Source organism: Brevibacillus parabrevis (assembly GCF_022701015.1).
In the GTDB taxonomy this organism is placed as follows: Bacteria; Bacillota; Bacilli; order Brevibacillales; family Brevibacillaceae; genus Brevibacillus; species Brevibacillus parabrevis.
The window spans coordinates 1208935-1235192 of sequence record NZ_CP064090.1 but is presented as its reverse complement, the minus strand read 5'-3'; the positions used below and the strand labels follow the sequence as shown (position 1 = coordinate 1235192).

20 protein-coding genes and 1 riboswitch are annotated in these 26258 nt (G+C 51.7%); of the genes, 3 read left to right on the top strand and 17 right to left on the bottom strand.

Annotation, left to right across the window (positions count from 1 at the left end):
- Position 1: 1 nt before the first annotated feature.
- The 15 genes from IRJ17_RS05925 to IRJ17_RS05855 form a co-directional block, all read right to left on the bottom strand.
- The gene (locus tag IRJ17_RS05925) at positions 2 to 436 is read right to left on the bottom strand and encodes a PTS mannitol transporter subunit IIA (RefSeq protein WP_122962476.1); all 435 of its coding nucleotides are present in this window, start codon (positions 434 to 436) and stop codon (positions 2 to 4) included.
- Positions 436 to 2541: a BglG family transcription antiterminator gene (locus IRJ17_RS05920; protein WP_242773701.1), complete on the bottom strand. Its 2106-nt coding sequence runs from the start codon at positions 2539 to 2541 to the stop codon at positions 436 to 438. The genes IRJ17_RS05925 and IRJ17_RS05920 overlap by 1 nt, the downstream gene beginning before the upstream one ends.
- A 63-nt stretch (positions 2542 to 2604) precedes the next feature.
- Positions 2605 to 4038, bottom strand: coding sequence for a PTS mannitol transporter subunit IIBC (locus IRJ17_RS05915; RefSeq protein ID WP_242773698.1), 1434 nt, complete (start codon positions 4036 to 4038; stop codon positions 2605 to 2607).
- 194 nt (positions 4039 to 4232) lie between these two features.
- A complete protein-coding gene (locus IRJ17_RS05910) occupies positions 4233 to 4541 on the bottom strand; it encodes a PepSY domain-containing protein (protein ID WP_242773695.1) in 309 nt (102 codons plus the stop codon).
- A gap of 105 nt (positions 4542 to 4646) precedes the next feature.
- The gene (gene cshA / locus IRJ17_RS05905; RefSeq protein WP_122962473.1) at positions 4647 to 6161 is read right to left on the bottom strand and encodes a degradosome RNA helicase CshA; all 1515 of its coding nucleotides are present in this window, start codon (positions 6159 to 6161) and stop codon (positions 4647 to 4649) included.
- A 309-nt stretch (positions 6162 to 6470) separates the two neighbouring features.
- On the bottom strand, positions 6471 to 7328 hold the full coding sequence (locus IRJ17_RS05900; protein WP_173596448.1) for a transporter substrate-binding domain-containing protein: 858 nt from the start codon (positions 7326 to 7328) through the stop codon (positions 6471 to 6473).
- A gap of 100 nt (positions 7329 to 7428) precedes the next feature.
- Positions 7429 to 9402, bottom strand: coding sequence for a methyl-accepting chemotaxis protein (locus IRJ17_RS05895; RefSeq protein WP_122962472.1), 1974 nt, complete (start codon positions 9400 to 9402; stop codon positions 7429 to 7431).
- Between the two features lie 72 nt (positions 9403 to 9474).
- A riboswitch (cyclic di-GMP riboswitch) is annotated at positions 9475 to 9575 on the bottom strand.
- Positions 9576 to 9797: 222 nt separating this feature from the next.
- A complete protein-coding gene (locus IRJ17_RS05890; protein ID WP_122962471.1) occupies positions 9798 to 11255 on the bottom strand; it encodes a methyl-accepting chemotaxis protein in 1458 nt (485 codons plus the stop codon).
- 319 nt (positions 11256 to 11574) lie between these two features.
- Positions 11575 to 13203: a formate--tetrahydrofolate ligase gene (locus IRJ17_RS05885; protein WP_122962470.1), complete on the bottom strand. Its 1629-nt coding sequence runs from the start codon at positions 13201 to 13203 to the stop codon at positions 11575 to 11577.
- A 146-nt stretch (positions 13204 to 13349) separates the two neighbouring features.
- Complete coding sequence (locus IRJ17_RS05880) at positions 13350 to 14714, bottom strand: FAD-binding oxidoreductase (protein WP_122962469.1); 1365 nt, start codon at positions 14712 to 14714, stop codon at positions 13350 to 13352.
- Between the two features lie 32 nt (positions 14715 to 14746).
- Complete coding sequence (locus IRJ17_RS05875; protein WP_122962468.1) at positions 14747 to 15517, bottom strand: SDR family oxidoreductase; 771 nt, start codon at positions 15515 to 15517, stop codon at positions 14747 to 14749.
- Complete coding sequence (locus IRJ17_RS05870) at positions 15514 to 16938, bottom strand: aldehyde dehydrogenase family protein (protein WP_242773682.1); 1425 nt, start codon at positions 16936 to 16938, stop codon at positions 15514 to 15516. Before IRJ17_RS05870 ends, IRJ17_RS05875 begins: the two co-directional genes overlap by 4 nt.
- A 22-nt stretch (positions 16939 to 16960) precedes the next feature.
- Entirely contained in the window at positions 16961 to 18037 is a 1077-nt protein-coding gene (locus IRJ17_RS05865; protein ID WP_274874520.1) for a tartrate dehydrogenase, read from the bottom strand.
- Positions 18038 to 18544: 507 nt separating this feature from the next.
- Positions 18545 to 19030: a hypothetical protein gene (locus IRJ17_RS05860; RefSeq protein WP_173596306.1), complete on the bottom strand. Its 486-nt coding sequence runs from the start codon at positions 19028 to 19030 to the stop codon at positions 18545 to 18547.
- 69 nt (positions 19031 to 19099) lie between these two features.
- On the bottom strand, positions 19100 to 19804 hold the full coding sequence (locus tag IRJ17_RS05855) for a M23 family metallopeptidase (protein ID WP_173596305.1): 705 nt from the start codon (positions 19802 to 19804) through the stop codon (positions 19100 to 19102).
- A gap of 84 nt (positions 19805 to 19888) precedes the next feature.
- Here IRJ17_RS05855 and IRJ17_RS05850 point away from each other — a divergent pair, with 84 nt between their 5' ends.
- Positions 19889 to 20218 carry a DUF3139 domain-containing protein gene (locus IRJ17_RS05850; protein WP_242773679.1) on the top strand — a complete coding sequence of 110 codons (330 nt, stop codon included), beginning with the start codon at positions 19889 to 19891 and terminating at the stop codon, positions 20216 to 20218.
- Positions 20219 to 20419: 201 nt separating this feature from the next.
- On the opposite strand, the gene IRJ17_RS05845 is transcribed toward IRJ17_RS05850, so the two are convergent.
- Positions 20420 to 22204: a sigma-54-dependent Fis family transcriptional regulator gene (locus IRJ17_RS05845; protein ID WP_122962463.1), complete on the bottom strand. Its 1785-nt coding sequence runs from the start codon at positions 22202 to 22204 to the stop codon at positions 20420 to 20422.
- A 265-nt stretch (positions 22205 to 22469) separates the two neighbouring features.
- Here IRJ17_RS05845 and adh point away from each other — a divergent pair, with 265 nt between their 5' ends.
- Both adh and IRJ17_RS05835 read left to right on the top strand, forming a co-directional pair.
- Positions 22470 to 23990 carry an aldehyde dehydrogenase gene (adh, locus tag IRJ17_RS05840; RefSeq protein ID WP_122962462.1) on the top strand — a complete coding sequence of 507 codons (1521 nt, stop codon included), beginning with the start codon at positions 22470 to 22472 and terminating at the stop codon, positions 23988 to 23990.
- Positions 23991 to 23993: 3 nt separating this feature from the next.
- Entirely contained in the window at positions 23994 to 24335 is a 342-nt protein-coding gene (locus IRJ17_RS05835) for a DUF779 domain-containing protein (protein WP_063228830.1), read from the top strand.
- Between the two features lie 73 nt (positions 24336 to 24408).
- Here IRJ17_RS05835 and IRJ17_RS05830 read toward each other — a convergent pair whose 3' ends face one another.
- Positions 24409 to 26247: a DEAD/DEAH box helicase gene (locus tag IRJ17_RS05830; protein ID WP_242773677.1), complete on the bottom strand. Its 1839-nt coding sequence runs from the start codon at positions 26245 to 26247 to the stop codon at positions 24409 to 24411.
- Between the last annotated feature and the right edge of the window lie 11 nt (positions 26248 to 26258).

Below are 26258 nucleotides of genomic sequence, written 5' to 3'. Positions count from 1 at the left end.
CTTACACCTCCTCTGTGAACATCGCAATGATTTCTTCAGCAGAGGAAGCATGGACGATCCGTTTCACGTTTTCCTCCTCGGAGCAAAGAATAGCGATATTGGACAGCACCTCCAGATGCTCATCTCCTACGGCCGCAATTCCCACCAGCAAATACGCCACATTTCCTTCGCCAAAATCAACGCCGTCCGGCACTTGCACGACAGAAATCCCTGTGGATAGAATATCTGCCTTGGCTTCGTTCGTTCCGTGCGGGATCGCTACACCGCTGCCGATATAAGTAGTTGCCAATCCTTCGCGTTCCTGCATTTTTTCAACGTAAGACGCCGTGACGTGACCAGCGCGCACCAACAGCTCGCCCGTCAGTCTGATCGCTTCTTCCTTGTTTGCTACTTTGGCATTCAGCATGATTTTTTCTGTAGTCAGTATGTTTTTCATTACACTCTCTCCCATCCAGTCTTTTTCAGGCAAAAGGCATACAACTTGCCTGCTATATAATCAGCAATGTGCTGTATTTCTCCTGTCTTCAACAATTCCTGCATCTCTTCCTCAATCAAAAGCGAGCTGACCTCGCTGAGCACCTCCAGCCCTTCCTTGGGCACTTCTTTTGGCCCGAGCAAAAGCAACAGCAAATCAACGGACATCTCTTCTTCATCCATCGATCTTAGCCGCACAGGCTGCTCCAGAAAATGAATCGTGAACGAGGCTGTCGTTACCGCCTCATTCCTGCCGTGAAACAGGGCCATTGCCGTTCCCGGTATTCCCAGCCCGCCGAGCTTTTCGCGTTCAATCAGCTGCTGCACGACCGGATCGACAGCGTATATCGCCCCTCGCTGTTCCAGCTCCGAACAAATATCGTGCAGGACGCTGGGCATATCGCGCGCTACATTGCTCACTGTGCTTTGCCGTAAACCGTCGATGATCTGGTTGGCAAAAGCGGCATAGAGCTGCATCGACTTCAACTGCGCCTGTGCTTGCTTTCCTTTTGGCGGCATTCCCTTGCTTTTTTTCATCGACTCTACTTGAACAGGTCGGTTATGCAAATGAAACTTGATCTTTTGAATATCATCCTGCGGCAAAAGCGGGCTGACGACTACGTATTCCGCCGGATCAAACGACAGCGGCAAGGTAGAAATAATCAAGTCGTAATCGCTTCGCGGCACACTTCCTACATCGAACATGGACAAGTTTTTCAAGCTGACGATTTCGGGAATCTCTTTTTTGATGCGCGTCGCCAATATTTTCGAGGAACCGATTCCGCTTGAACAGACGACCAGCGCCCGGTATCGCTGCTGCTCCTGCCTGCCTCGTTCCAGCGCCGCTCCCAAGTGCATGACCAGATAACCGATCTCTTCGTCCGGCACTGGCAGTTCCGGCAAAAGCGCTGCCATCGCTTCCTTGGCAACCGAAAACAGCTCCGGGTAGTTTTGCTTGATTTGACCGAGAATCGGATTGTGAATCTCCATCTTGCGCCTGAGTCTGTACAAGGCTGGCTCCAAGTGCGTCAACAGCCCGTGAAACAAGGAAGAGTCGTCTCGCAGCGAAAGCCCGAGCCGCTCTTCGCACAAAGCGATGAATCGCCCAGTCAGAGCGGCAAGCTCCGTATTTTCCGGCCAGACGTAATCGTCGTGGGAATGGCGCAGCTTCGCTCCTCGCAAATGCATCGTAATATACCCGATTTCATCCCGAGGAATCTCCATCTGAAAAATGTGCCGCAGCCGTTCCATGATGTTTTCGGCAATCACAAACTCCGGCGTTCCGATTAGCTCGTTCCACGTATGCTCGTCGAAGCGAATTTTCTCGCCTTTTTCGATTCGCTCGATCGCCAATGCCAAATGGGCAACCAGGCCGATGTAGGCGCTGTCTGCCAGCGGGTACGGCAGTTCGGCTTCGAGATGACTGAGAGCATTTTCTACCTTGATCAGCTTATCCCGATCGATCAGGGAGAGCAGACGCCGGGAAATCGAATCCATGTCCCGTGTCGTCTTGTTTTGAATGTTCTCCTTGATCACCCCGATCAGCTCATGGTCATCGAGGTGCTCGGCTATCAAACGGCTGATCGCCCTTCGCTTGGAAGCTTCATTTCCCAGCAGTTCGACGCCGTATCCCCGCTTTCGCAAAAGAGTCAGGTCGTACCGTCCCAAAAGCTCTTCCAGGTCGTCCAGGTCGTGGCTGATCGTAGCAGTCGTCACTTTCAGATCAATGGCGAGCGAGATCAGCTTGACTGGCTCCGTGGCTGCCAAGAGGGAGCACATAATAATCGCCTTGCGTTCCTCTGCGGTAAATTCGGTCGTCGTTTGGTGCAAAACAGACATTTTCAAAGCAAGCTTTTGCTCCGCTGTCCCTGCGACCTCCACCCCGGCCCCCGTCTTTCTCACCAGCTCCAGTTCGTTTTTCGCAAAGAGCGGGGCCAATGCGTCCAGCTCCCTGTGTACGGTCCGGGTGCTTACGCCGATTCGTTCGGCGATCTGCGCCACGGTGATGCCCTTTTCCTCCTGCAATAAAATCTCCATGATGGATCGCTGTCGCGAGGATACTTGCATGCCGTGTTCCCTCCTTAACGCCAAAGAGGGAAAACGCTAGCTTTCACTAGCGTTGATCCCCTTTTACCCCAGTCGTTTGACCAACTTGTCATACTCCGGACTATTCAAGAAGTTATCGATCGAGATGTGCTCGGCAGTCGGTGCTTTTGCCTTCGCCCGCTCTGTCAGCGACTTGTGTGTAATCACGATATCGGCATCATTGGGGATATCGTTAATAGCTGTGTTGATGACGGTGATTTCGCCAATTCCGGCATCCTTGAACTTTTTGCGCAAGGAAGCTGCTCCCATCGCGCTGGAGCCCATTCCGGCGTCGCAAGAAAACACCACTTTCTTCACGTCCGCTGCCGCGATTTCTTTTGTTGCCGCAGCTTCTTGCCCTGCTGCTGCCGACTGCTTGTTGCCTTTCAGCTCCTGCATTTTCTCTGTCGCCTTGTCCAACTCGTCTTCTTCGGTCTTGCTGCTCATTTTCAACAAAGCCGAAGCGATGAGGAACGAGACAACGGTTGCGGCAACGACCCCTGCCCATACCGGGAGCAAACCGCCGCGCGGAGCCATGGCGCTGAGTGCGAAGATACTGCCTGGCGATGGCGGTGCCACCAGCCCTGCGCCGAGCAGCGTAAAGGTGAAGACCCCTGCCATCCCGCCGCCGATTACCGCCAAAACGAGACGCGGATTCATCAAAATGTAAGGGAAGTAAATCTCGTGAATCCCCCCGAAGAAGTGAATGATCACGGCACCTGGCGCCGATTGCTTGGCATTGCCTCGACCTGCCAGCCAGTATGCCAGTAGGATTCCCAAACCTGGGCCAGGGTTGGTCTCCAGCAGGAAAAAGATCGATTTTCCTGTGCGCGCCGCTTCATCCAGACCAATCGGGCTGAAAATACCGTGATTGATCGCGTTGTTGAGGAACAGCATTTTTGCCGGTTCGACCAAAATGCTCGCCAGCGGGAGCAACCCTGCATTGACGATGACCTGCACGCCTGATGCCAGCGCCTTGCTAAGACCCGTCACGACCGGACCAATCGCCAGGAAAGCGAGCAGCGTCAGCAATGCACCGATAATCCCTGCGGAAAAGTTGTTGACCAGCATTTCAAAACCGGAGCGAATTTTGCCTTCGAACAGTCGGTCGACTTTTTTCATGACCCAACCGCCCAGAGGCCCCATGATCATTGCCCCTAAAAACATCGGGATATCTGACCCGACTACGACCCCCATCGTGGCGACAGCCCCCACGACACCACCACGTACATCGTGAACCATTTTCCCGCCCGTGTATCCGATCAACAGCGGCAGCAAATACGTAATCATCGGCCCGACCAGCTTCGCCAGGTTTTCGTTAGGCAGCCATCCTGTCGGGATGAACAATGCCGTAATCAATCCCCAGGCAATAAACGCACCGATGTTTGGCATGACCATCGCACTGAGAAACCGTCCAAATTTTTGTACCGAGACGCGCACTCCACCAGAAGACTGGTTCTTTGTCGCCAAATTCTCCATACTGGACCCTCCTTTACCTTTTCTATAAAAATGTTGACATGATTAAACAGATAATGTGCACACCTCAAATATAAAGCGTTTACATACGCGCCACAACAAAATCAAAGCTCGCATTTGTCGTTCTCATTGTTGCCAAAACTTAATAGCAGCAAAAAAAGAGACTCCCGCTCCGACGAGCAGAAGTCTCTTTTTCCTCAAAAATCTTCTCTCTCCACCTTCATGACCTTTCCCGTTTCCGCATTGACCTCTACCTCGTACACCTGGTTCTGGTCGGTAAGAATAATAAACTCATAGACCAGCACGCCATTTTCCGTATCCAGCTCCGAGTGCAGCACGCGTCCTTTTATTTGCTGCAAAGCGATTTGCTTCGCTTGCTCCTCTGTAATTCGCATCGGCTTTACGTCTGTTGCCTGTGCTTTCTCAGCGTGTAGCGGGGCTGGCATGGCTGTTCCAAGTACACTTGCCAGCGCAACGGCTGTGGTCCAGCCAATCGGCTTTTTCATGATTGCACTCACTCCTTCCTCCAAATCAATCAGTAGTTTGCCCTGCCGCCCCGCTTGTATGCAAAAAAAGCCGATGCGCTTTTCGTCGCATCGGCTCTTGCATTCTTATCGTTGTTTGTTGCTGTATGGTCTTCCGCTGGACTCTGTGCTGCGTGGGCGAGATTCTCCACTGCGCGGACGGGAATCGCCGCTGCGAGGACGGAACTCTCCACCGCGTGGACGAGGTGGGCGTTTGCTTCCAAAGCCGGAGCCAGAACCGTATCCGCCTTTGCCTTTCGGGAACGCTTTTTTCTTGCCGACACGCAGAGGCGCTTCTTCTGTCAGGCGAACCGGAGTTTGATCCGGCTCTTTGGTCAGCAGCTTGAGTGCAGCAGATACGAGCGTCACGGAATCGATATCTTCCAGCAATTGCTCGGCCAATGTTTTGTAGGCGCTCAAGTCATCGCGGCCAGACGCCTCCAAAATTTTCTCCACGGTCAAACGTTGTTGACCTTCCAGCGCTTCGCTCATGCTAGGCACAGAACGACGCTCCATACGGCGGTTTGTCGCGCGCTCGATCAGACGCAGGTGGTCGATCTCGCGGGAAGTGACAAACGTGATGGCAAGACCAGTCTTCCCGGCACGACCAGTACGGCCGATACGGTGAACGTAGCTTTCCGAGTCTTGCGGAATGTCGAAGTTGAATACGTGCGTAACGCCGCTGATATCCAGACCGCGGGCAGCTACGTCTGTCGCAACCAGCACTTCGATCGTACCTTCCTTGAACTTGCGCAGCACGCTGTCGCGTTTTGCCTGGTTCAAATCGCCATGGATTCCTTCAGCGCCGTAACCGCGCTTGGTCAGAGCCTCGGACAGTTCATCCACTCTGCGCTTGGTACGACCGAAAATGATCGCCAATTCAGGGGAATGAATGTCAAGCAGACGACACAGAACGTCGAATTTTTGCTTCTCGGCAACTTCCATGTATTGCTGCTCAATGTTTGGCACCGTTACTTCTTTCGGTTTGACGGAAATCAGCGTCGGCTCGCTCATGAACTGCTGGGCAATTTCCTGAATCGCTCTCGGCATAGTTGCAGAGAACAGCAAGGTTTGACGATTGTCAGGAACTTCTTGCAAAATTTCCTTGATATCGTCGATGAAGCCCATGTTCAGCATTTCATCTGCTTCGTCCAGAACAACGATCTCGATCGCATCGAGGCGGATCGTTCTTCTTCTCATGTGGTCCATGAAACGGCCAGGCGTCGCTACGATGATTTGCGGGCGCTTTTTCAGCGCCTTGATTTGGCGGGTAATGTCTTGACCACCGTAAATTGGCAGAGCGGAAATGTTTTTGAACTGGGCAATTTTGTTGATTTCCTCTGCTACCTGCACAGCAAGCTCACGGGTCGGTGTCAGTACAACCCCTTGAATATTGCCGTTGTTTTCATCCAGGCGCTCAACCAGCGGAATACCGAAAGCAGCGGTTTTTCCTGTACCTGTTTGCGCCTGTCCAATCAAATCGCGGCCTTGCAAGGCTACAGGAACAGTTTGCTCCTGAATGGCTGTCGCCTCTTCAAACCCCATGTTGCCAAGAGCTCTCACAATAGAATGATGCAATCCAAAATCAAAAAAAGTAGTCAATGAACGTCAGTCTCCTTTTACTTTACCTTCTTCTATAAAATTCTCACTAAAAAAGGGCACTATTCCTTACAGCCGGAACATGCCCTTTTATCTCCGATTGTACATAAGCACCCTACAAAGAACATAGCTGTAATCGTATCATGCATCTGGAAAAATTGCAAACGGGATTTATGCCCATTTCCCTTTTAGTATCAACCGATTTTTGTCAGAATATACGGCGAAACACATAAAAAACAAAACAGCCCTGCCGGGACACTCCAGACAGGGCTGCTGCTTTGCATCATTGCGATCGATTATTCGACTAGACGCTTATTTTACCCATTTGTGGAACAGCTCATCGAATTTTCCTTGCAGCTTCATTTCGTCCATCCACACATCGAGATAGCTGGCAAAAATAAAGTCGCCACGCGGAATCATGTACGCCTTTTCGCTGCGGGTAAACGGCTTGTCGGTCAAAGCAGCGTACAGGCGGGAGTCTGCTTTGGAGTAAACCATCGCTTCAATCGTATCGGTGATCATGACATCGTACGTGCCGTTTGCGACAAGGCCCGGGATGTCCAGATTGTTTTGAACGACAGTCACGGTCGCGTTTTTCAAATAGTCACGCACGAACTTTTCATTGGTGCCGCCCGGATTTACCCCGATTCGCACTTCTTTCTTGTTAATGTCGGCCAGGCTCTTGTACTTGTCCTTGTCTTGCGCGCGAATCAACGGCGCTTTGCCAAATTCGATGTACGGATCGCCCATGTGCGCTTTTTTCTGCCGATCCGTGTTGCGTGTCACGCCGCCTACCGCGATGTCGAATTTGTTTGCCAGCAGATCGTCCATCATCGTCGGCCATGAAGTCTGCACAAAGCGCGCCTCTACGCCCAGGCTTTTGGCGAACTCTTTCATGGCGTCAATGTCGTAGCCTTCAAACTCGTTCGTCTTCGGATTCAAATATGTGAACGGCTTGTAGTCCCCAGGCGTTCCCACTACAATATATCCTCGTGCGATGATCTCGTCGAGGCGGGACTCAAACTTTTTATTGTCCTGTTTTTTGGCCGCTTCTACCGCCACGGCTTGTCCATTCGGTGTTCCCGCAGTTGCGGCAAACGCTCCGGTTCCAGTCATCAGCAATGTTGCAGCGAGTGTGCTCGCCACCATTCTTTTGGTCCACTTGTTCATCGGTTTCTTCTCCTCCTGGTTGTTGCTCTCTTTGTTTGTCTTGCTTTGTTCAAACTGTCTCATCCCTTATATCGCATCCCCCCTTTAACAGGGATGGGACCTACAGGCTAAACTTGCCAACCCCTTGTTGCAGTTCTTCCGTCACGGCGTTCAAATGCTCGACGGAACGGGCGATATCTTGAATGGCCTGAAGCTGCTCGGCTGTTGCCTCCACAACCTTTTGGGCATCAGAAGTAGCGAGCTTCGCGATGTGATGCATTTCATCCACCGAGGCGCTCACCTGCTCGGAGCCTGCGGACATTTCTTCCGATGCTGCTGACACCTCCAAAATATGGGCAGCAACATTGCGGGAAGACTCCAAAATATGCGCAAAAATTTCCCGGACTTCTTCAATCATCGTGATTCCTTCGTGCGCTTCGCGGTTGCCTGTGTTCATCACTTCGACGGCATGGCGGGTATCCTGTTGGATTTCGTGAATCAATGTCGCTATTTTCGCAGCCGATTCCTCGGATTGGTGAGCGAGATTTTTCACTTCTCCGGCCACGACGGCAAAGCCTCGTCCATGCTCGCCAGCCCGCGCAGCCTCAATCGACGCATTGAGAGCGAGCAGGTTGATTTGCGACGTCAACTGGCTGATCGTATCGAGAATCCCTTCGATTTCCTTGGAGCGGCTGTTCAAACGTTCGATGGCCTCAGTTGCTTTGGTCGTTCCTTCGCCGATGCTGCCCATTTGCCGCACCGCCTGCTCCACGACAGTCGTTCCTTGCTCAGCCTGTTCCGAAGCCTCGCGCGCCGCCTCGGAAACATGCGCAGATGTCTCGGCGATTTTCACGATCCCTGCTGCCATATCATTCATGGACAGCGCGACATCTTTGGAGCTGGTCGCCTGCGCTTCCGCTCCGCCTGCAATTTGATTGATCGATTGCCCGATGCGATTGACGTTTTCCGTCGCGTGCTCAATGCCTGCCGATACTTCCTGAGTAAAGCGCAGCACCTGCTCGGAAGATTGCGACACGCCCTCAATCAGACCTTTCAAGTGGGCAACAGTCTGGTTGAAGTCACGGGAAAGCACCGCAAGCTCATCCTTGCCGTCTACCGTAACGGTCTGCGTGAGATTCCCTTGCGCCACCACATTGACCACTTGGTTCAGACGCTGAATCGGTTTCACCAGGCGAACAGACAGCCAGTATACGAAAATGATCCCGAGCGCCAACACAACCAGTGAAATCGCAAGCAGCTTGATCGACAGCTCATTTACCGGAGCGTGCAAATCTTTGACCGGAGCCGTGATGAATACGCCCCAGTTCAGTTTCGTCGATGCGTATGAGGAGAACTGCGCTGTTTGCTCCTGCTGGTATTGAATAATTCCATGCCCGCCTTGCTGCGTCGCTTCAAATGCCGTTTTCAGCTCGGGAATGTCGCTTTCCAGCACGGATTGCTTCAAAATAAACTCGCTATTCGGATGCCAGATATACGTTCCTTTTTTGCTGACGAGAAAAGCATAGCCGCTGTGCCCGAATTTCTCTTCAGAAACCGTTTTTTGAATCTCATTGATTGGGATAGTAGAGCCGACATAGCCGTATTGGCGGTTGTCTTTCATCAATGGCAAGATGACCGTCACAATGTTATTGCCTGTCCGTTGGGAAACAACCGGCTCGGATACGATGATTTTCCCTTCGCCTTTTCCTGCTTCCTGAAAATGCGGACGGTCGGAAGGATTGGTTTCCTCTCCTTTGAAGTTGATGACCTTTTTGCCGCTCAAGTCATAGGAAAAGAAAAACGTTTCAAACTCAGGGTTTTTCTTTTGCGCTTCCTGAATCAGCCTCAAGTCATGCTCGAAATTGTTGTCTGAGGACATCATCTCCCCGACTGTTTCCACGATTCCGATTTTTTCCTGGAAGAAGCTGTCGATACGGATGGATAGATTGCTGGCTGTCAGTTCCGCTTCTTTGTCCAGGCTCGATGATAGCAATTGCGAAGAGCTGTAGTAGCTGGCCCCGCATACCGTGCCCAAGCTGATGATCAAAAGCAGGCACATAACGACAATTAACTTTTTCTTTAGACTTGATTCCATCACACGGTGTACCTCCTATCCTTTTTTTCACAACAAAAAAGACTGCCACCCGGACAGCCTTTTTGCGTTCGGCATGGCAACCCGGCTATCGTAGCAGCAGAGAAATGCAATCTGCTTGCCTTAGACCCGTGGCTTTGCGTCCCTGCCTTTCAACAGGTTTGCCTTTGTCATTTTTTGTCGTATTTTGTTTATAAATTTACTATAGCACACGAAAGTAAAAATGTGGGTTAACTTTCAAATAATGCCTTGGATTTTTTTCCACACGAAATCTTTACCCGATTTGTTTGATAGCTAAACTACTTTTCTTGCATAAAATTACAAAAAAGCCCCTCCAAGTAAACCATTGTGCGCTTTTCACGCCATGTCTACTTAAAGGGGATGCTATCAGATCATAGTTACTTCCCAGACTCCACAGCCAAGCTGCTTAACGTATCGGTAAGCAGCTCCAACTCTCTAAAGCTTGCCACAATTTGTTCAATCCGTTCTGTTTGTTCGTCTACACTCGCCAATACTTGCTCTACAGACGCACTCGATTGTTCCGTTACGCTATAAATCTGGGTGATTTCATCCACAATCCGCAGCGAGCCATTCTCCAACGCATGAATGAGCGTCTCAACCTCGCCCGCTTGAATCACAACGCTATTCGCGTTATTTGTAATTTGTTTTAGTATGGATTCTGTGTGCTGCGCAGCGTTTTGACTGTCTACAACAGCGGCTTGTCCGGTAATGATTTGCTTGGCAAGGTCGCTTGTCTTATTTTGGATATCCACCAATATGCCTGCTATTTCTTCCGTCGATTGCTGTGAATGGACAGCCAGCTTCCTCACTTCATCAGAAACCACGGCAAAACCCCGCCCGTGCTCTCCCGCACGCGCTGCTTCGATGGCAGCATTCAAGGCCAGCAGGTTGGTTTGGTTGGAGATCTCGCTAATCTTGGAAAGAACAGAACCGATTTGCTGATTTCGTTCATGAAGCTCGTTCATCAACGTCACGGTTTTATCGATGATCGTACTGATATGAGCCATTTGTTTCGTTAGCGTCGACACCTGTTCATTTCCTTCTTCCGTTACCTTCACAGTCGCTAATGTTAAATCTTTCATGCGCTGCGAACTGGCGGCTACTCGCTGAACTCCATGATTTGAATCTTGTACGGAGTTGGAGATATCGCCGACACTTGCTGCCTGCAGTTGCACGCCTTTAGCCACCTCGGAAAAAGACGTCAATACTTCCCGAGAGACGCGTTCCGTAAAAAGGACATTATCTTTTAGCGACAAGCTGAATTGTTTAAGCGTCTCCACCGAATGTAACACCTTACCAAAAATTTGCTCGATTTGCTGTTTAGCAAACAGCGTTTCCTTATGCCGGCTTTCCGCTTGCAAATACACGTTCTCGTTAAGCTTTGCGACATAGATCGTGATGATGGCAACCACGACGAGCGGAACATTATTTGCATCTGCATAAACATTCAGATATTGACCTAGATTCGCAGTAATGATGGCTACAACTGACATCGCAATAACAGGGCGATAGTTGGGATAAAGAGATACAAGAGCGAGGTACTCGAACAAATTTAGCATACTCCTCTCGGCTGTCCGGGGAAAAGTAAGCAAATGCATAACACAAATAAGAGAAAGGACGCCAACCAAGACATACGGAATGAGCAAAATGGTTTTCGCTGCGCGGTTCATCCACATCAGCAGCAAACAAATCCCGGCAAACACGAACCACTGAATGACAAAAGCAAGGCTTAAACCTCGTGTTATATCGATCGCTACTTGCAGTACTACCATAAGCCATCCAATGCAAATGACAATTTTATTGCGCTGCTTGGTAATCAATGTTTTTTGATCCACATGGCACCTTCCTCTTCATCTTAGAAGTATGGAAAAGATGGATGAATGAGTAGCTGTGAGCCTCCTTTCCGCTATGCAACTGATAATCTGAGGCAATTTTCCCAACTTTCGAGAAAAAAATAGAAAAACACCGTCTGTTTTTGGTAAAATTTTGGTTTCCAGCAAAACCTCCAAAACAGATAGGTGTTCTCTTCTATGATAACGAAAGAAAGCTCTCATGATCAACTACAACCGGGTTTGCAGGCTTGTTTAGCTCTGCCTAAGCGCGAAAAAAAGCTGACACTTTGTTGCCCGTGTCAGCTTTTTGCCTTTGTGTTGCTTAGCTCAGTCCCTCTACATGGCCGTGCTCATCCACGTACAGCGACTCGGCTGCCGGCTTTTTCGGAAGTCCAGGCATCGTCACCAGGCTTCCGGTGAGCGCCACGATAAAGCCTGCCCCCGCCGAAATCCGCACCTCGCTCACCTGAATGGTGAAGTCTACAGGTGCTCCCAGCTGGTCAGCGCGATCTGTAAACGAGTATGGTGTCTTCGCCATGCAGACAGGCAGATGGGCCAGCCCCATGTCTTCGATCTTTTGGATCGTCTTCAATGCCAATGGGGAAAAGACTACGCCAGAACCGCGGTAAATCTCCTTCACGACCGTCTCGATTTTTTCTTTCACGCTGCGGTCTTCTTCGTACAAAAAGCGGAACTGCGAAGGACGCTCTGCCGCCCGCGTTACTTTTTCAGCCAGTTCGACCGCACCTTCGCCGCCTTCTGCCCAAGCCTTGGATAGCGCGGCTTCTGCTCCGGCCTCCTGGCACAGCTTCACGACTGCGTCGATCTCTCTTGGCGTATCTGTGGCAAAATGGTTGATGGCTACAATCGCTGGTACGCCGAACTTTTGGAGGTTCTCCAGATGGCGACGGACGTTGGCAAAGCCTGCCTCCAATGCAGCGAGGTTTTCTTCCGCCAGATCAGGCACTTTCACCCCGCCGTTGTATTTCAGCGAACGAACGGTAATCACCACTACGGCCGCCGCTGGAGTCAGTCCCGCTTTTCGGCACTTGATATCAAAAAACTTTTCTGCGCCCAGATCAGCGCCGAAGCCCGCTTCGGTTACGACGTAATCTGCGAGCTTGAGAGCGGTTTTGGTTCCGATCACGCTGCTGCACCCATGGGCGATGTTGGCAAAAGGACCGCCGTGGACGATGACAGGCGTGCCTTCAATCGTTTGCACCAGGTTCGGCTTGATCGCTTCCTTGAGCAGGACGCACATTGCTTCTACCGCGTTGATTTCCTCCGCACGAACCGGCTGATCCTGATAATCGTAGCCGATGATGATGTGATTCAGTCGGTCGCGCAAATCGGCGAGGTTTTCGCTCAAGCACAAAATAGCCATGATCTCCGAAGCAGTCGTAATCATGAAGCCGTCCTCGCGTGTCATGCCGTTGCCTTCGCCGAGTCCGACCACAATATTTCTGAGCGCTCGGTCATTCATGTCCATCGCCCGTTTCCAGACAATCTTCTTCGGATTGATGCCGCGCGGATTGCCGTGGAAAATATGATTGTCAATCATCGCTGCGAGCAAATTGTGCGCAGCTGTAATCGCATGAATGTCTCCGGTAAAGTGCAGGTTGATTTCATCCGCGGGGAGAATTTGCGCCTTGCCGCTTCCGGTAGCGCCTCCCTTGATGCCCATGCACGGCCCCAGAGATGGCTCCCTGAGAGCGGCAATCGTTTTCTTTCCAAGCAAATTAAGCGACTGCGACAGACCGATCGTCGTCAGCGTTTTACCCGCTCCGGCTGGATTCGGATTCATCGCGGTGACGAGAATCAGCTTGCCATCAGGTCGATCTTTTATCTTATTCCATAGTTCATCAGATATTTTTGCCTTAAACTTTCCGTAAAGCTCCAGATCCTGCTCATCGATCCCTGCTGCCTGGGCAATCTCAACAATCGACTTCATGCATGCCTGCCTCCCTGCCTTGCGAAATGTTTATTTACCAATCTCCTACATTCCACATCCTCGCCCTTTCTCCTCTACCTTTCGCCATATTTCGCCAAAAAGAAAAACCTGCATTCGATCATGCCAGATCAGAATGCAGGCCATTGCTAGTTTGCGAATATTTTCCCCGGGTTCAGGATGGCGTTCGGATCGAGAACTTGCTTCATCGACCGCATCACGTCCAGCGCCGCTCCGTGCTCCTTGCGCTGATATTTGACTTTGCCCACTCCTACGCCATGCTCTCCGGTGCACGTCCCGCCGCGGCTCAGCGCGTACTCTACCAGATGGGCATTCAGTTCCTCGGCTCGGGCCATTTCTTGTGCATCATGTACGTCGATCATCAAAATCGCGTGGTAGTTTCCGTCGCCGACATGTCCCAGCACGGCTCCATCCAAACCTGAGCGGTCAATGGCCTGCCGGGCGTCCACGACTGCCTTCGCCAGTTCGGAAAAAGGCACGCATACATCGGTCACCATCATTTTTTTGCCGGGCGATTTGTGCAGAAAAGCGTAAGCCAGATTGTGACGCGCATCCCAAAGCGCGGCACGGGCTTTGGAATCAGTCTCGAACAGAAACTGCGTGCAACCGTGCTCGGCACTGATGTTTTGGGCGAACTCAATGTCATGCGCAAGGCTTTGCTCGCTGCCGTGAAACTCAATAAAAAGCGTCGGGTTTTCCGGATAGCTCGTTTCCTTGTACAAATTCACCTGCTGAATGGAACGCTCGTCAACCAGCTCGATGCGGGCAACGGGAATCCCCGCTCCCATAATATCCACGACCGTATCTACCGCGTCTTGAACGGTTGGGAAGCTGGCCCGCGCTGCCATCGTCGCCTCGGGAATCCCGTACACACGTAGCGTCAGTTCTGTAAACACGCCCAATGTCCCTTCTGATCCGACGAACAGCCCTGTCAGGTGATACCCGGACGATGATTTGGCCGTCATGCTGCCCGTATGAATGATCCGCCCGTCTGCGAGAACGACCTGCAAATCGCGGACCTGGTCGCGCATGACACCGTAGCGGACGGAAGTGGTGCCACTCGCATTGGTGGCCGCCATCCCGCCTAATGTCGCGTCAGCACCCGGATCAACGGAAAAGAACAAACCGTGCTTTTTCAACTCGCGATTGAGCTGAGTGCGCGTCACCCCCGGCTGTACTCTGACCAAAAAGTCTTGCGGACGCACCTCCAGCACTTGGTTCATCAGCGAAAAGTCCATACTGATTCCCCCTGCATACGGAATCGCATGGCCTTCCAGACTGGTGCCCAGACCAAACGGTGTCACGGCAATACGCTGTTCATTAGCCAGCTGCAAAATGGCGCTGACCTCATCCGCAGACTGCGGAAACACGACAACATCCGGCAGATGAGGGGGATGGTACGATTCATCATGGCTATGATTCATGAGGACAGTCGGATTGGTCGTCACTCTGTCCTCTCCCAACAAACTTGCTAGTTGCTGCCGATAATCCACACACACTCTCTCCTTTGCTGCTTCTCCATAGACTAGATTCCCCTCCCGCCATCAACGTTCATGACTTCCCCAGTCACGATCTTGGACAGATCGGAAGCCAGGTACAGAGCGGCCTGCGCGATATCCTCCGGCTGAATCAGCATGCCCAATGGAACGCTGCTGATGAAAATGTCCTTTTTCCCGGCTTCTACCTCTTGCTCGTCTCCGTTGATGAACTTGCCCAGCATGGGAGTCTCCGCCGGGCCAGGATTGATGACATTGACTCTGATTTGATAAGGAGCCAGTTCGATTGCCAGAGCCTTGCTCAGCATGATCGCCGCGCCTTTGGAAGCGCAGTAGGCATTCAGGCCGGGACGCGCGCGGATGCCCGCGATGGAGGCGATGTTGATGATGCTGCCCCTCGCTTTCGCCTTCATGTGCGGAACCGCATGTCTGGCCGTCAAGTAGAGCGACTTCGCGTTGACGGACATGATCCGATCCCACTGCTCCAATGTCAGCTCCTCAATCGGAGTAAAAGCTTGCGGAACTCCGGCGCAATTGACCAACACGTCAGGCGCACCGAAGACGGCGACTGTCTCTTGAATCAGCGCGGCTACACTTTCGTCATCGGCCACGTCGACTTGCACGGCATGGCCCCTCCCGTCCGGCAATTCCAGAGCGACCTGCACAGCCGCCTCTTTGTTCAAATCAGCCAGGACGACATTCGCTCCCTCCGCCGCGAACAGCTTGGCAGTCGCTTTTCCCATTCCGGAAGCAGCGCCTGTGACGATCGCCGTTTTCCCTTGCAGCAGTTGACCGCTCATAGATTGATCACCACCATTCGCTCGTCGGTCATTTCTTCCACGGCATAGCGCGGTCCTTCCTTGCCGAGTCCGCTGTTTTTCACGCCTCCGTACGGCATCACGTCATTGCGGTACGTAGAGACGTCATTGATGACTACCCCGCCGTACTCCAGCGTGCGCGCCGCTTTCATCGCGACATTCAGATCACGGGTAAAAATCCCCGCTTGCAAGCCGTATTCCGAATCATTCGCCTGGGCAAAAGCATCCTCCAGATCGCTGTACGGAATAATCGTCACTACCGGGGCGAACACTTCCCGGCACACTACCTTCATATCCGGTTTCGTATTCACAAGCACCGCCGGATAAAACAGAGCGCCCTCCCGCCTGATGGGTAAAAGCGCTGTTGCTCCTTCGCTGATCGCTTCCCGTACCCACTCTTCTGTCCGCTTTGCCTCTTTTTCGCTGATCATCGGGCCGACATCTGTGGCCGGGTCCTCCGGGTCGCCTACCTTCAACTGCTTGACGTGCGCGATATACTGCTCGCTGAATGCCGGAAACACATCTTCGTGCACGTAAATGCGCTGGACGGCAATGCACGCCTGACCTGCATTATGAAAGCTGCGCGCAGCCGTCTGCCGAGCCGCCAGCTCCACATCCGCATCGTAGTGAACGATATTGGGCGAGTTGTTGCCAAGCTCCAGAGCGACAGGCCGCATGCCGCTGCGCGCTTTGATATGGCGGCCAACCTCGCCCGACCCGGTAAAGGTGTACATGGCGATGCGTTCTTCGTCCAAAAGCCACTCGCCCACTTCGCTGCCCGCCCCCGTCACGATGTTCACATAGCCTTTTGGCAGCCCTGCCTCCTCCAGTACTTCCACCAGCAAAAAGGTCGCGAGCGGCGTGACAGTCGCCGGCTTGACCACCAGCGTATTGCCTGCCGCCAGAGCCGGAGCGATCTTGTGCGTGCTGAGCAGCAGCGGATAGTTGAAAGGCGTAATCGCGCCAATGACGCCTTTCGGTACGCGGATCGTGAACCCGAGGCGATTTTCCGAGCCTTCCGTCGATTGCAGCGGGATCATCTCGCCATGAATTTTTTTGGCTTCTTCCGCAGACAAGCGAAGCGTATTAATCGTACGATCCAGTTCGTTCATCGCATCTTTGCGCGTTTTCCCGACTTCGCGGATGAGGGAAAGCTCCATCTCGTCCCGGCGCGCTTCCATCAGCTCAGACGCCTTCAGCAAAATTTTATAGCGCTGAAACGGCGTCAGCCGATCGTTCCGAAATGTCTCCCACGCTGCCTCTACCGCTGTCTGGACATGGTGCCGTTCGGCGCGGGCAATCTGCGAGATGCACTCGCCGGTGTATTTGTGCAAAACAGGGATATAGCTGCTCGTTTTGATCCATTCTCCGCCGATGTACAAATCATACGCTTTCGCTTCCATACTCTCTTCCTCCCTTGTCTCTTTATCTCGTCCCCAAATAAATGTGCCGGACAATCTCGTCCCCCAACTCCCTCGTGGTCGCCTTGCCCCCCAGGTCAGGCGTCAGCACCTTGCCCTCCTGGACAACTTGCTCGATTGCGTTCATGATCAGAGCACTGATTTCCGGCAAATCGAGATGATCCATCATCATGCTCAGGCTCCACACTTGCGCGATCGGATTGGCGATCCCTTTTCCGGCAATATCAGGGGCTGATCCGTGGATCGGCTCGAACATCGACGGGTATTGGCGCTCCGGATTGATGTTGGCCGACGGAGCCAGCCCAAGCCCGCCGACTATGGCTGCCCCCAGGTCTGTCAAAATGTCTCCAAACAAGTTGCTCGCAACCACCACCTCAAACGTCTCCGGTCTGGTGATAAAATAGGCGGCCAATGCGTCGATATGATACAAGTTGGTGCGAACGTCCGGGTGCTCCAGGCTGATCTCCTTGACGATCTCATCCCAGAACGGCATGGAATGGTTGATTCCGTTCGATTTGGTAGCTGCCGTCACGCTTTTTGTCGGACGTTTCTCTGCCAGCGCGTACGCGTAGCGAAGAATGCGCTCCGTGCCATACCGGGTGAAGACGTTGTTTTGCACCGCCATCTCGTAAGGCGTCCCCTGGTGCATCCGCCCTCCCATGTTGGAATACTCGCCCTCGGTGTTTTCCCGCACGACGACAAAATCGAGATCGGCATGTCCTTTGTAGCGCAGAGGGCTTTCCAGACCTTTGAGCAGCTTTACAGGCCGCAGGTTCACATATTGCGAAAAGCTGCGGCGAATCGGCAAAATCAACTCCCACACCGATACGTGATCGGGCACCTCTGGCGCTCCAATCGCTCCCAGCAAAATCAGATCGTGGTCTTTCAATATGTCCAGTCCATTTTCCGGCATCATCCTGCCGTTCGTGAGGTAATACTGGCAGTTCCAGTCCATAATCTCGCGGGTAAAACGAATCCCTCCATGCGCTTCCTCTACGGCCGTCAACACCTTCAATCCCTCGTCCATCACCTCTGGACCAATGCCGTCTCCTGGTATGACTGCGATCGAATATTGCAGCAATCGTCTCCCTCCTTGAATTAATTCAATTTTAAAGAATAATCGGATGCACTGATCTAATGCACCTTTAATGCCAATCGTTCATCTTTGCACAGAAATACCCGAAACATTCAGTCTTTTTATTTTTTATATCATAATTTGGAAGTCATGCTTATCTTTTTTAAAAAAGTGTTGCAACAAAATGTTGCAACACTCAGACTGTCGGCAGTTTTTAATTGGTCAAGCAGCTCCGTTCATGCCCTTTCCTGCATTCCATAATCTGACACTTTACTTGCAGGTCGTTTTTCAAGCGAAGCACTCCCTCATTGGATTTTCATTCTAAAAAAGACGAACTCTTTTTCTCCCATGCAGAGAAAAGCAATTCGTCAGTATTTCCGCCGAGTTGATTTACTTCGATGAAACCCCACTCTATTCGTCGTACAATGCCGACTTAGCCTGCAAGGGGTTCCCTCATTCAAAACGTTGCGCTTCAAACGTAGGCTATAAATTAAGCTACATTCCACTTTCAGCTTATTTGATAACACTCTCTTCAATTTTTCCATTTACGTTACTGTAAAAATGAATATGTTTGTCGGTACCTAGATAAGTGATCGTAAACAACGTTATCTTTTCATTTTTCCAACCGATGAATAGCTCCACTCCTGCTTTTCCACTTAACATACCTTCTTCGTCTATCATATGATCCGGGCCCGCAGGCTTGTAATTGACATCTCCAAGGAATCGATACGTCCAATGCTCGTCATTCCCATTCTCAAGATCGCCGTTGTCGTTAACTAACGTATAGTTACTACCATAAAGCTGTTTTATTTCATTCATCGTTAGACCGATCTTGACTTCATTCTTTATTTTTTCAACTTCATTAATCACATCATTAGCACTGATCGACTGAGTTTCTTGTATGCTAACGGAGCGTCCAATAATGCCCGTTGAATATAAAATAACGAATACAATTACCAGCAATCCGAGAATGAGTAGGTACCCTTTTTTGTTCTTCATGTTATTCCTCCTTACTTGATATTGGAAAAATCTACACTCCCATGTTCAAATCACGGGAGTGTAGATTTTTTACTGATTTGCAGATGCGTTAATAACCTCTGCTTTTGCCTCTTGTGTCAACTTCGTGTTCATAATTTCTTCAATGTCATTATCGCTTAAATTAAATTGCTTTTTGAAATTTTCCGTCGTTCTTTCAGACTCTTCGACTGAATAGAACCAACTATAAAACGCATCCGATCCGACATAAGAAATAACCAGGAAGTCAAAGAAATCTTCATCTTCAGGATGAGTATGCCCATTTTCCTGTTCATGTTCTCCATGTCCTTGTAAATCCAAAGCACTTAACAAGTTTGGCCTATTTTCTGGCCAGAATACCCAAGGAGAAAAAGTATCCCGATCTCCCGGTTTTTCCAAACCTTTTGCATTTACATCAAAGTGCAAATGATATCCAGTCGCTCCACTGGTTCCAGACATAGCAATCGTTGTGCCTTTTTTTACTTTTTCATTCGTTGTATAGTAAAGCTCTTTAGGTTCTAAGTGAAGGTATCTCGTAATTAGCTTCTTATTGGTATCTGGGTCTCTATCGTTATGTTCAATGGTAATAGCATAGGTAACCCCATCTTTAAAATGCCCGCTTTGAATGACTTTACCTTCGGCCACTGAATATACATCTTTCTTTTTAACTCCAATGTCAATTCCCTTATGCCAACGGTCACCAACATCACCATAATCATCGGTGATCTTTGTACTCGTTGTTGGCCATGCCCATCGCATATCTTCTTCCTACTTCTTAATTTTGGGCCATTTCCATTGCCGATACTACCTATTCATGCATTGATAGAAAAAGGAGAGATATTTATGAAAAAATGGTTAATCATTTCTGCATCAGTTGCGATTTGTGCAGTTCTTTTATTTGTAGGTTTCATTAACTTCGAAAAATATAAGTTAAAAAGAGATGTTGAAGAATATCTTCTGATGAAGGGATATAAAAGCAGCGACATCATATCTATTACCACTCACTATGGCAAACTCCCATCCTTTGGAGCAAAGGTGATTTTTGCCGATGAACCCGAAGTTATGTACTTCTATTTAGAAGACACTGATGGTGTAAGACAGTATGCTACACCTGCTAATTTAGGCTCCGATAAAACGAATAGTGTGTTCAAGCACCAGGAGAAAAAATATTAGTCTTGGTTAAGACGCCATACAATACTAAAACGGCACCCGGTATTATCGGGTGCCGTTTTTTGTAATGCAAATCGTATTGTTTAGTTATCATTTCCCTACTCCAATGAGTTGTGATTTTACAGCTTCAAGTTAATGCAGAAGAGTTCACGTTATTTGCTAAATGCTATCTGATCGAGTTTTTATCAAACTTGTACCACTTCGTCATGACTCCCCCATATAAAAAGGCGCCCCAAGCTGATACTCCGCCATCTTGCGGTACAGCGTATTCCGCCCGATCTGAAGCAGCTTTGCCGCTTTGCTGACGTTGCCGCCGCTCGAATGGAGCGCGCGTCTGATCGCCACAAGCTCGGTCTCCCGCAAAGACGGAATCCCTTGCTCATGCTCCGCTTCTTCCGTCAAGCCCTCCAGTTGGATGTGCTCCTCGCCAATATCATCGCCATCGGACAAAAAAGCGGCCTGCACCAGCACTCCTTGCAGTTCGCGCACATTTCCCGGCCAGGAATAGGCAACGAGCTTCGCTTTCGCACTCGGGAGCAATTCGCTTGGCTGCTCAGGGGCAATTTGCTGCATCAGATGCTCCGCCACCTGGATGATATCGCTTCGTTTTCGCAACGGCGGCAAGTGAATCGAGACTCCTTTGAGCCGATAGTACAAGTCAGCCCGGAAACGTCCCGCCTTGATTTCTTCCGGCAAATTGCGATGCGTTGCCGCAATGATTCTCGCCTGAATCGGCCGGGACTGGTTGCTGCCTACTGGCGTGACGACCTTCTCCTGCAACACCCGCAGAAGAGCGGCTTGTCCGCGCAAAGACATATCGCCGATCTCATCCAAAAAGATCGTGCCTTTTTTCGCCGCCTCAAACTTGCCGATCCTTCCTTCGCGATTCGCCCCGGTAAATGCCCCGCTTTCGTAGCCGAACAATTCGCTTTCGATCAAATTTTCTGATATCGCACTGCAGTTCACGGCGATAAAAGGCTCCTGCGCCCGTGGTCCCGTCTCGTGAACCATCTGCGCGAACAGCTCTTTGCCCGTGCCGCTCTCCCCCAGGATCAGCACGGGAAAGTCGACCTGCGCCGCCTTTTGCCCCAGCATTTTCGCCTGCAAAAACAGCGGGCAAGAACCTGCGAGACGAGGAAACGGCTTGAGCTGCGTCTTTGGCTTTTTCAAACTTTTCAAAGCATCCGCATCCGACGTCTTGGATGAAGCATCTGTCCATGAGCCTGACGTGAACAGGCGCGGGCGTTTGTCCTGCACCTCTCGTCCTGCGCGCTCGTACTCTTGCGGAAGCCTTTTCCCAAGTGCTTCCGTTCCCAGCTGCTGCTTGGCAGGCTCATTGAAGCCGATCAGTCGTCCGTCCCGATCCAGACCGACCAGTGGCACTTTTCCCGGCTCTCCTTTCACAACCGGACTCTCGCCAAGCGCGATGACCCGCTGTGCATCGGCGTACAAAAAGCGGTTTTGCAGCGTTTCCGCAATCATGCAAGCGATGGTCAAAGCAAACGGATGGGAGTATTCCTTGCGCGTACTGATGTCGATGACGCCGAGCAACTCGCCAGTCGGTGAAAAAATCGGCGCCGCCGAGCACGTGAGAAAGCGGTTCTCCAAAAAGTAGTGCTGCTCTCCTTGTATTTGAACAGGCTGCTGCGCGATCAGCGCCGTCCCGATCGCGTTCGTTCCTTTTGAATTTTCTGTCCAATTCGCCCCGATTTGCAGTTGCACTTTTTGCGCCTGATTGGCAAACACGGGGTCGCCGACAGTGTGAATGATATTGCCATCCCGATCCGACAACAAAGCGATGTGCTCTGTCGACAACAAAAAGGGAGCGAGCTTGTTGAACAGCGGGAGGCTTTCCTGAATCAGAGGGTGATTTTCCTGAATGATTTCTTTGATTCTTTTGCTGGAAATGATTTGGTCATTGGCTTTCTCCCAAGCATTGAGGTTCGATTCCTGGCAGCGCTTCCAAGATTGCTTGACAATCGTTGACAACACTCTTCCCTCCCCCAAAAATCATTCACTACCAGTATAGCACGAGTAAGTATGCGAATCTTGGCGGAAAAAGCAGTTCCTTGTCTAACGCTCCCAAATATTTACGAGGTGTCCCAAAACGGAACAACTTTTGCTCCATTATGGAGCATTTTTGCTGTCTTACTTTTTCGAAAACGCTGTCATTTCCAGCTTCCCGGCAGTTGGTACAGGATTTGCTTTTAGAAAAAGCCGTAAAGAAAAAGGTGATATTAGAGGAGGCGTTCGCATGATCTACGCTCAACCCGGTCAAGCCGGTTCCAAGGTGACTTTCAAAAATCGCTATGAAAACTACATCGGGGGCAATTGGGTACCGCCGGTGAAGGGTGAATATTTTGAAAACTTATCTCCTGTAAACGGCAAAGCATTTTGCGAAGTAGCTCGCTCCACTGCAGAAGATATCGAGCTTGCACTGGATGCCGCCCACGAAGCCAAAGACGCTTGGGGACGCACCTCTGTTACACAGCGATCCAACATCCTCTTGAAGATCGCAGACCGCATGGAAGCCAATCTGGAACTTTTGGCAACGGCTGAGACGTGGGAAAACGGAAAGCCTGTCCGCGAGACGCTGGCTGCCGATATCCCGCTGGCGATCGATCACTTCCGTTACTTTGCCGGAGCGATTCGCGCCCAAGAAAGCTCGCTGGCTGAAATCGACAACGACACAGTCGCTTACCATTTCCACGAGCCGCTCGGTGTCGTCGGACAAATCATTCCTTGGAACTTCCCGCTGCTGATGGCTACATGGAAGCTCGCTCCCGCTCTGGCAGCAGGAAACTGCGTTGTCCTCAAGCCCGCAGAGCAAACTCCTGCTTCGATCATGGTGCTGATGGAGCTGATCGGCGACTTGCTGCCTCCGGGCGTCGTGAACGTCGTAAACGGCTTCGGTCTGGAAGCTGGCAAACCGCTCGCATCCAGCAACCGCATCGCCAAAATCGCATTTACCGGAGAGACGACTACAGGTCGACTGATCATGCAGTACGCCTCCCAAAATATTATTCCGGTCACATTGGAGCTGGGCGGAAAATCTCCGAACATCTTCTTCCCGGACGTGTGTGCCAAAGACGACGCTTTCTTGAACAAAGCAATTGAAGGCTTCGTGCTGTTTGCACTCAACCAGGGGGAAGTTTGCACATGCCCGTCCCGCGCCCTCATTCACGAAAGCATTTACGACCAGTTCATGGAGCGCGCTCTGAAACGCGTAGCCAGCATCAAGCAAGGCAACCCGCTGGATACCGACACCATGATTGGCGCCCAGGCTTCCCTGGAGCAAGTTGAAAAAATTCTCTCCTACCTCGATATCGGAAAACAGGAAGGGGCAGATTGCCTGATCGGCGGCTCCCGTGCGCAGTTGGAAGGAGACCTCGAAGGCGGCTACTACATCCAGCCTACCGTCTTCAAAGGACACAACAAAATGCGCATCTTCCAGGAAGAAATCTTCGGCCCGGTAGTCTCCGTGACGACCTTCAAAGACACGGACGAAGCGCTGGCTATCGCCAACGACACGCTGTACGGCCTCGGCTCCGGCTTATGGACGCGCGATGTGAACACCGCTTACCGCGTAGGACGTGAAATCCAGGCTGGCCGCGTATGGACCAACTGCTACCACGCTTACCCGGCGCACGCCGCATTCGGCGGATACAAAATGTCCGGTATTGGCCGCGAAAATCACAAAATGATGCTCGCCCACTACCAGCAAACCAAAAACCTGCTGGTTAGCTACAGTGAGCAGGCATTGGGCTTCTTTTGATCGATGAGCCAGCCTGAGAAAGTGCTCGCTACAGACGCTGCCCTGGAGCTGATCGAACGGCTGCGCGCCAAGCATGGCGACTTGATGTTTCATCAATCAGGGGGCTGCTGCGATGGAAGCTCGCCTATGTGCTACCCGCTAGGTGAATTTCTCGTCGGGGAACAGGATGTGCTGCTGGGCGAAATTGGCGGCTGCCCGTTTTACATGGGAAAAGCGCAGTACGAGTATTGGAAGCATACTCAGCTGATCATCGATGTTGTCACGGGTCGTGGCGGAATGTTCTCGCTCGAAGGGCCCGAAGGAGTGCGTTTCCTTACACGTTCGCGCGTCTTTCCAGACAGCTGATCGGAATACACAAAAGACCGTTCCTGCCTTTTTCCCGGCGGAACGGTCTTTCTTTTTCCTCGCTTTATTTCATTCAGCGCTTCTTGGTCCTTCGAGCGGTGCTGCCGCGTTTTGCTGGCGCCGGACTTGGCCGTTTGCCTGTCTGTTTTTGGCCATCAAAACGAGCGCTGCCACCATGCTGCTTCTCTGCTCGCTTATGGGAAAAAGCCCCCGGCTTGCGCGAAGCATTTGCGGATTTGCCCGCAAAATCGCTTCTGCCTGCCAATCGCTCGCTGCTCTGCCCTGTTTTCGTCATCCGTTCCTGGGTTCGCTGGTCATCCCCATTTTTGGGGGTCAAGCGAGCGGTTTGCTGCTGGCGATCGGCTCCGTGCTGCCCGCGTTTTCCCGTCTCGCGCTTCCCTTTCCCGGCCTGTTGCTTACCCTCGGCTTTAGGTGGTTTGCCCCCACGTTGACCGCCCTCAGCTCTGGCTGGCCTGTTTCCACGGTGCTCGCCTTCTGCTCTGGTTGGCCTGCTTCCACGGTGCTCGCCTTCTGCTCTGGCTGGCCTGCTCCCACGGTGCTCGCCTTCTGCTCTGGCTGGCTTGCTCCCACGGTGCTCGCCTTCTGCTCTGGCTGGCCTGCTTCCACGGTGCTCACCTTCTGCTCTGGCTGGCTTGCTCCCACGGTGCTCGCCTTCTGTTCTGGCTGGTTTGCCTCCACGCTGACCGCCTCTGCCTGCGCGCTCCTGCCCCTTATGCTTTGTCTTGTGCTGCTTATGCTCCTCGTTCTCCCCGTAATCCGCCGCCCGCTCGCTCGCACGCCGCTCCAAAGTCATGGCGATTCCTTTTTCAATCTCTGCGAGCTGTGCCCGATCCTTGGCCGCCACCATCGTATAAGCGATGCCCTTTTCTTTGGCCCGGCCCGTTCTGCCGATCCGGTGAATGTAGCTGTCGACATCTTCCGGGATGTCGTAATTGAACACGTGAGTGACTCCCTCGACGTCAAGCCCGCGCGCTGCTACATCCGTTGCCACCAGCAACTGGATTCTCGCTTCTCGAAAACGCTTCATTACATCCTCGCGTTTTGCCTGCGACAAATCGCCGTGCAGCTCGTCCGACAAATAGCCAAAGCCTTGCAGGGCGGCATTCAACGTGCTCGCCCGGCGTTTCGTGCGACAAAAGATGACTGCCAAAAACGGGCGTTCTTCATCAATCAAGGTACGCAAGGCAGACTGTTTCGCACGATCCGTCGTTTCCACGGCGATTTGCCGGATATTCGCCAGTGTAATCCGTTTGCCTTGCACCCGGATATCTTCCGGATTTTGCATGAAGCGCTGCGCCAGTGCGCGCACCTGCGGCGTCATCGTCGCGGAAAACAGCATCGTCTGCCGCTTGTCAGGCAGGCTCGCCGCGATGTCTTCCACCTCTGGCAAAAAGCCCATATGCAGCATCTGGTCTGCCTCATCGAGAACAAACATGGAGACGGTCGACAAATCGATCGTTCCTCGTCTCATGTGATCCAGCAATCTGCCGGGAGTAGCGATCACCACCTGCTTTTTGCCCGCCAGCTTGCGCAGTTGCCGGTCGACGTCTTGTCCGCCATATACGGCCAGCACGTGCAGATCATCTGTGGCAGCCGTCAGCTTTTTCACCTCTGCCGTAATTTGCAGAGCCAGCTCGCGGGTAGGTGTGAGCACCAGCGCCTGCACATCGTTTGAGTCCGGGTCCGCTTTCTCCAAAATCGGCAGGACAAAAGCAAGCGTCTTCCCCGTTCCTGTCTGCGCCTGGGAAATCACATCCTTGCCTGCCAACAGCGCAGGAATCGCTTTTTCCTGGATCGGGGTCGGCTCTGTAATTCCATTTGCTTGCAGCGCATCTATCCATTCTTTTCGTATGCCCAATCTAAAAAAATCCGTCAGTTTCGCCATCTCCAATCATCATGTAT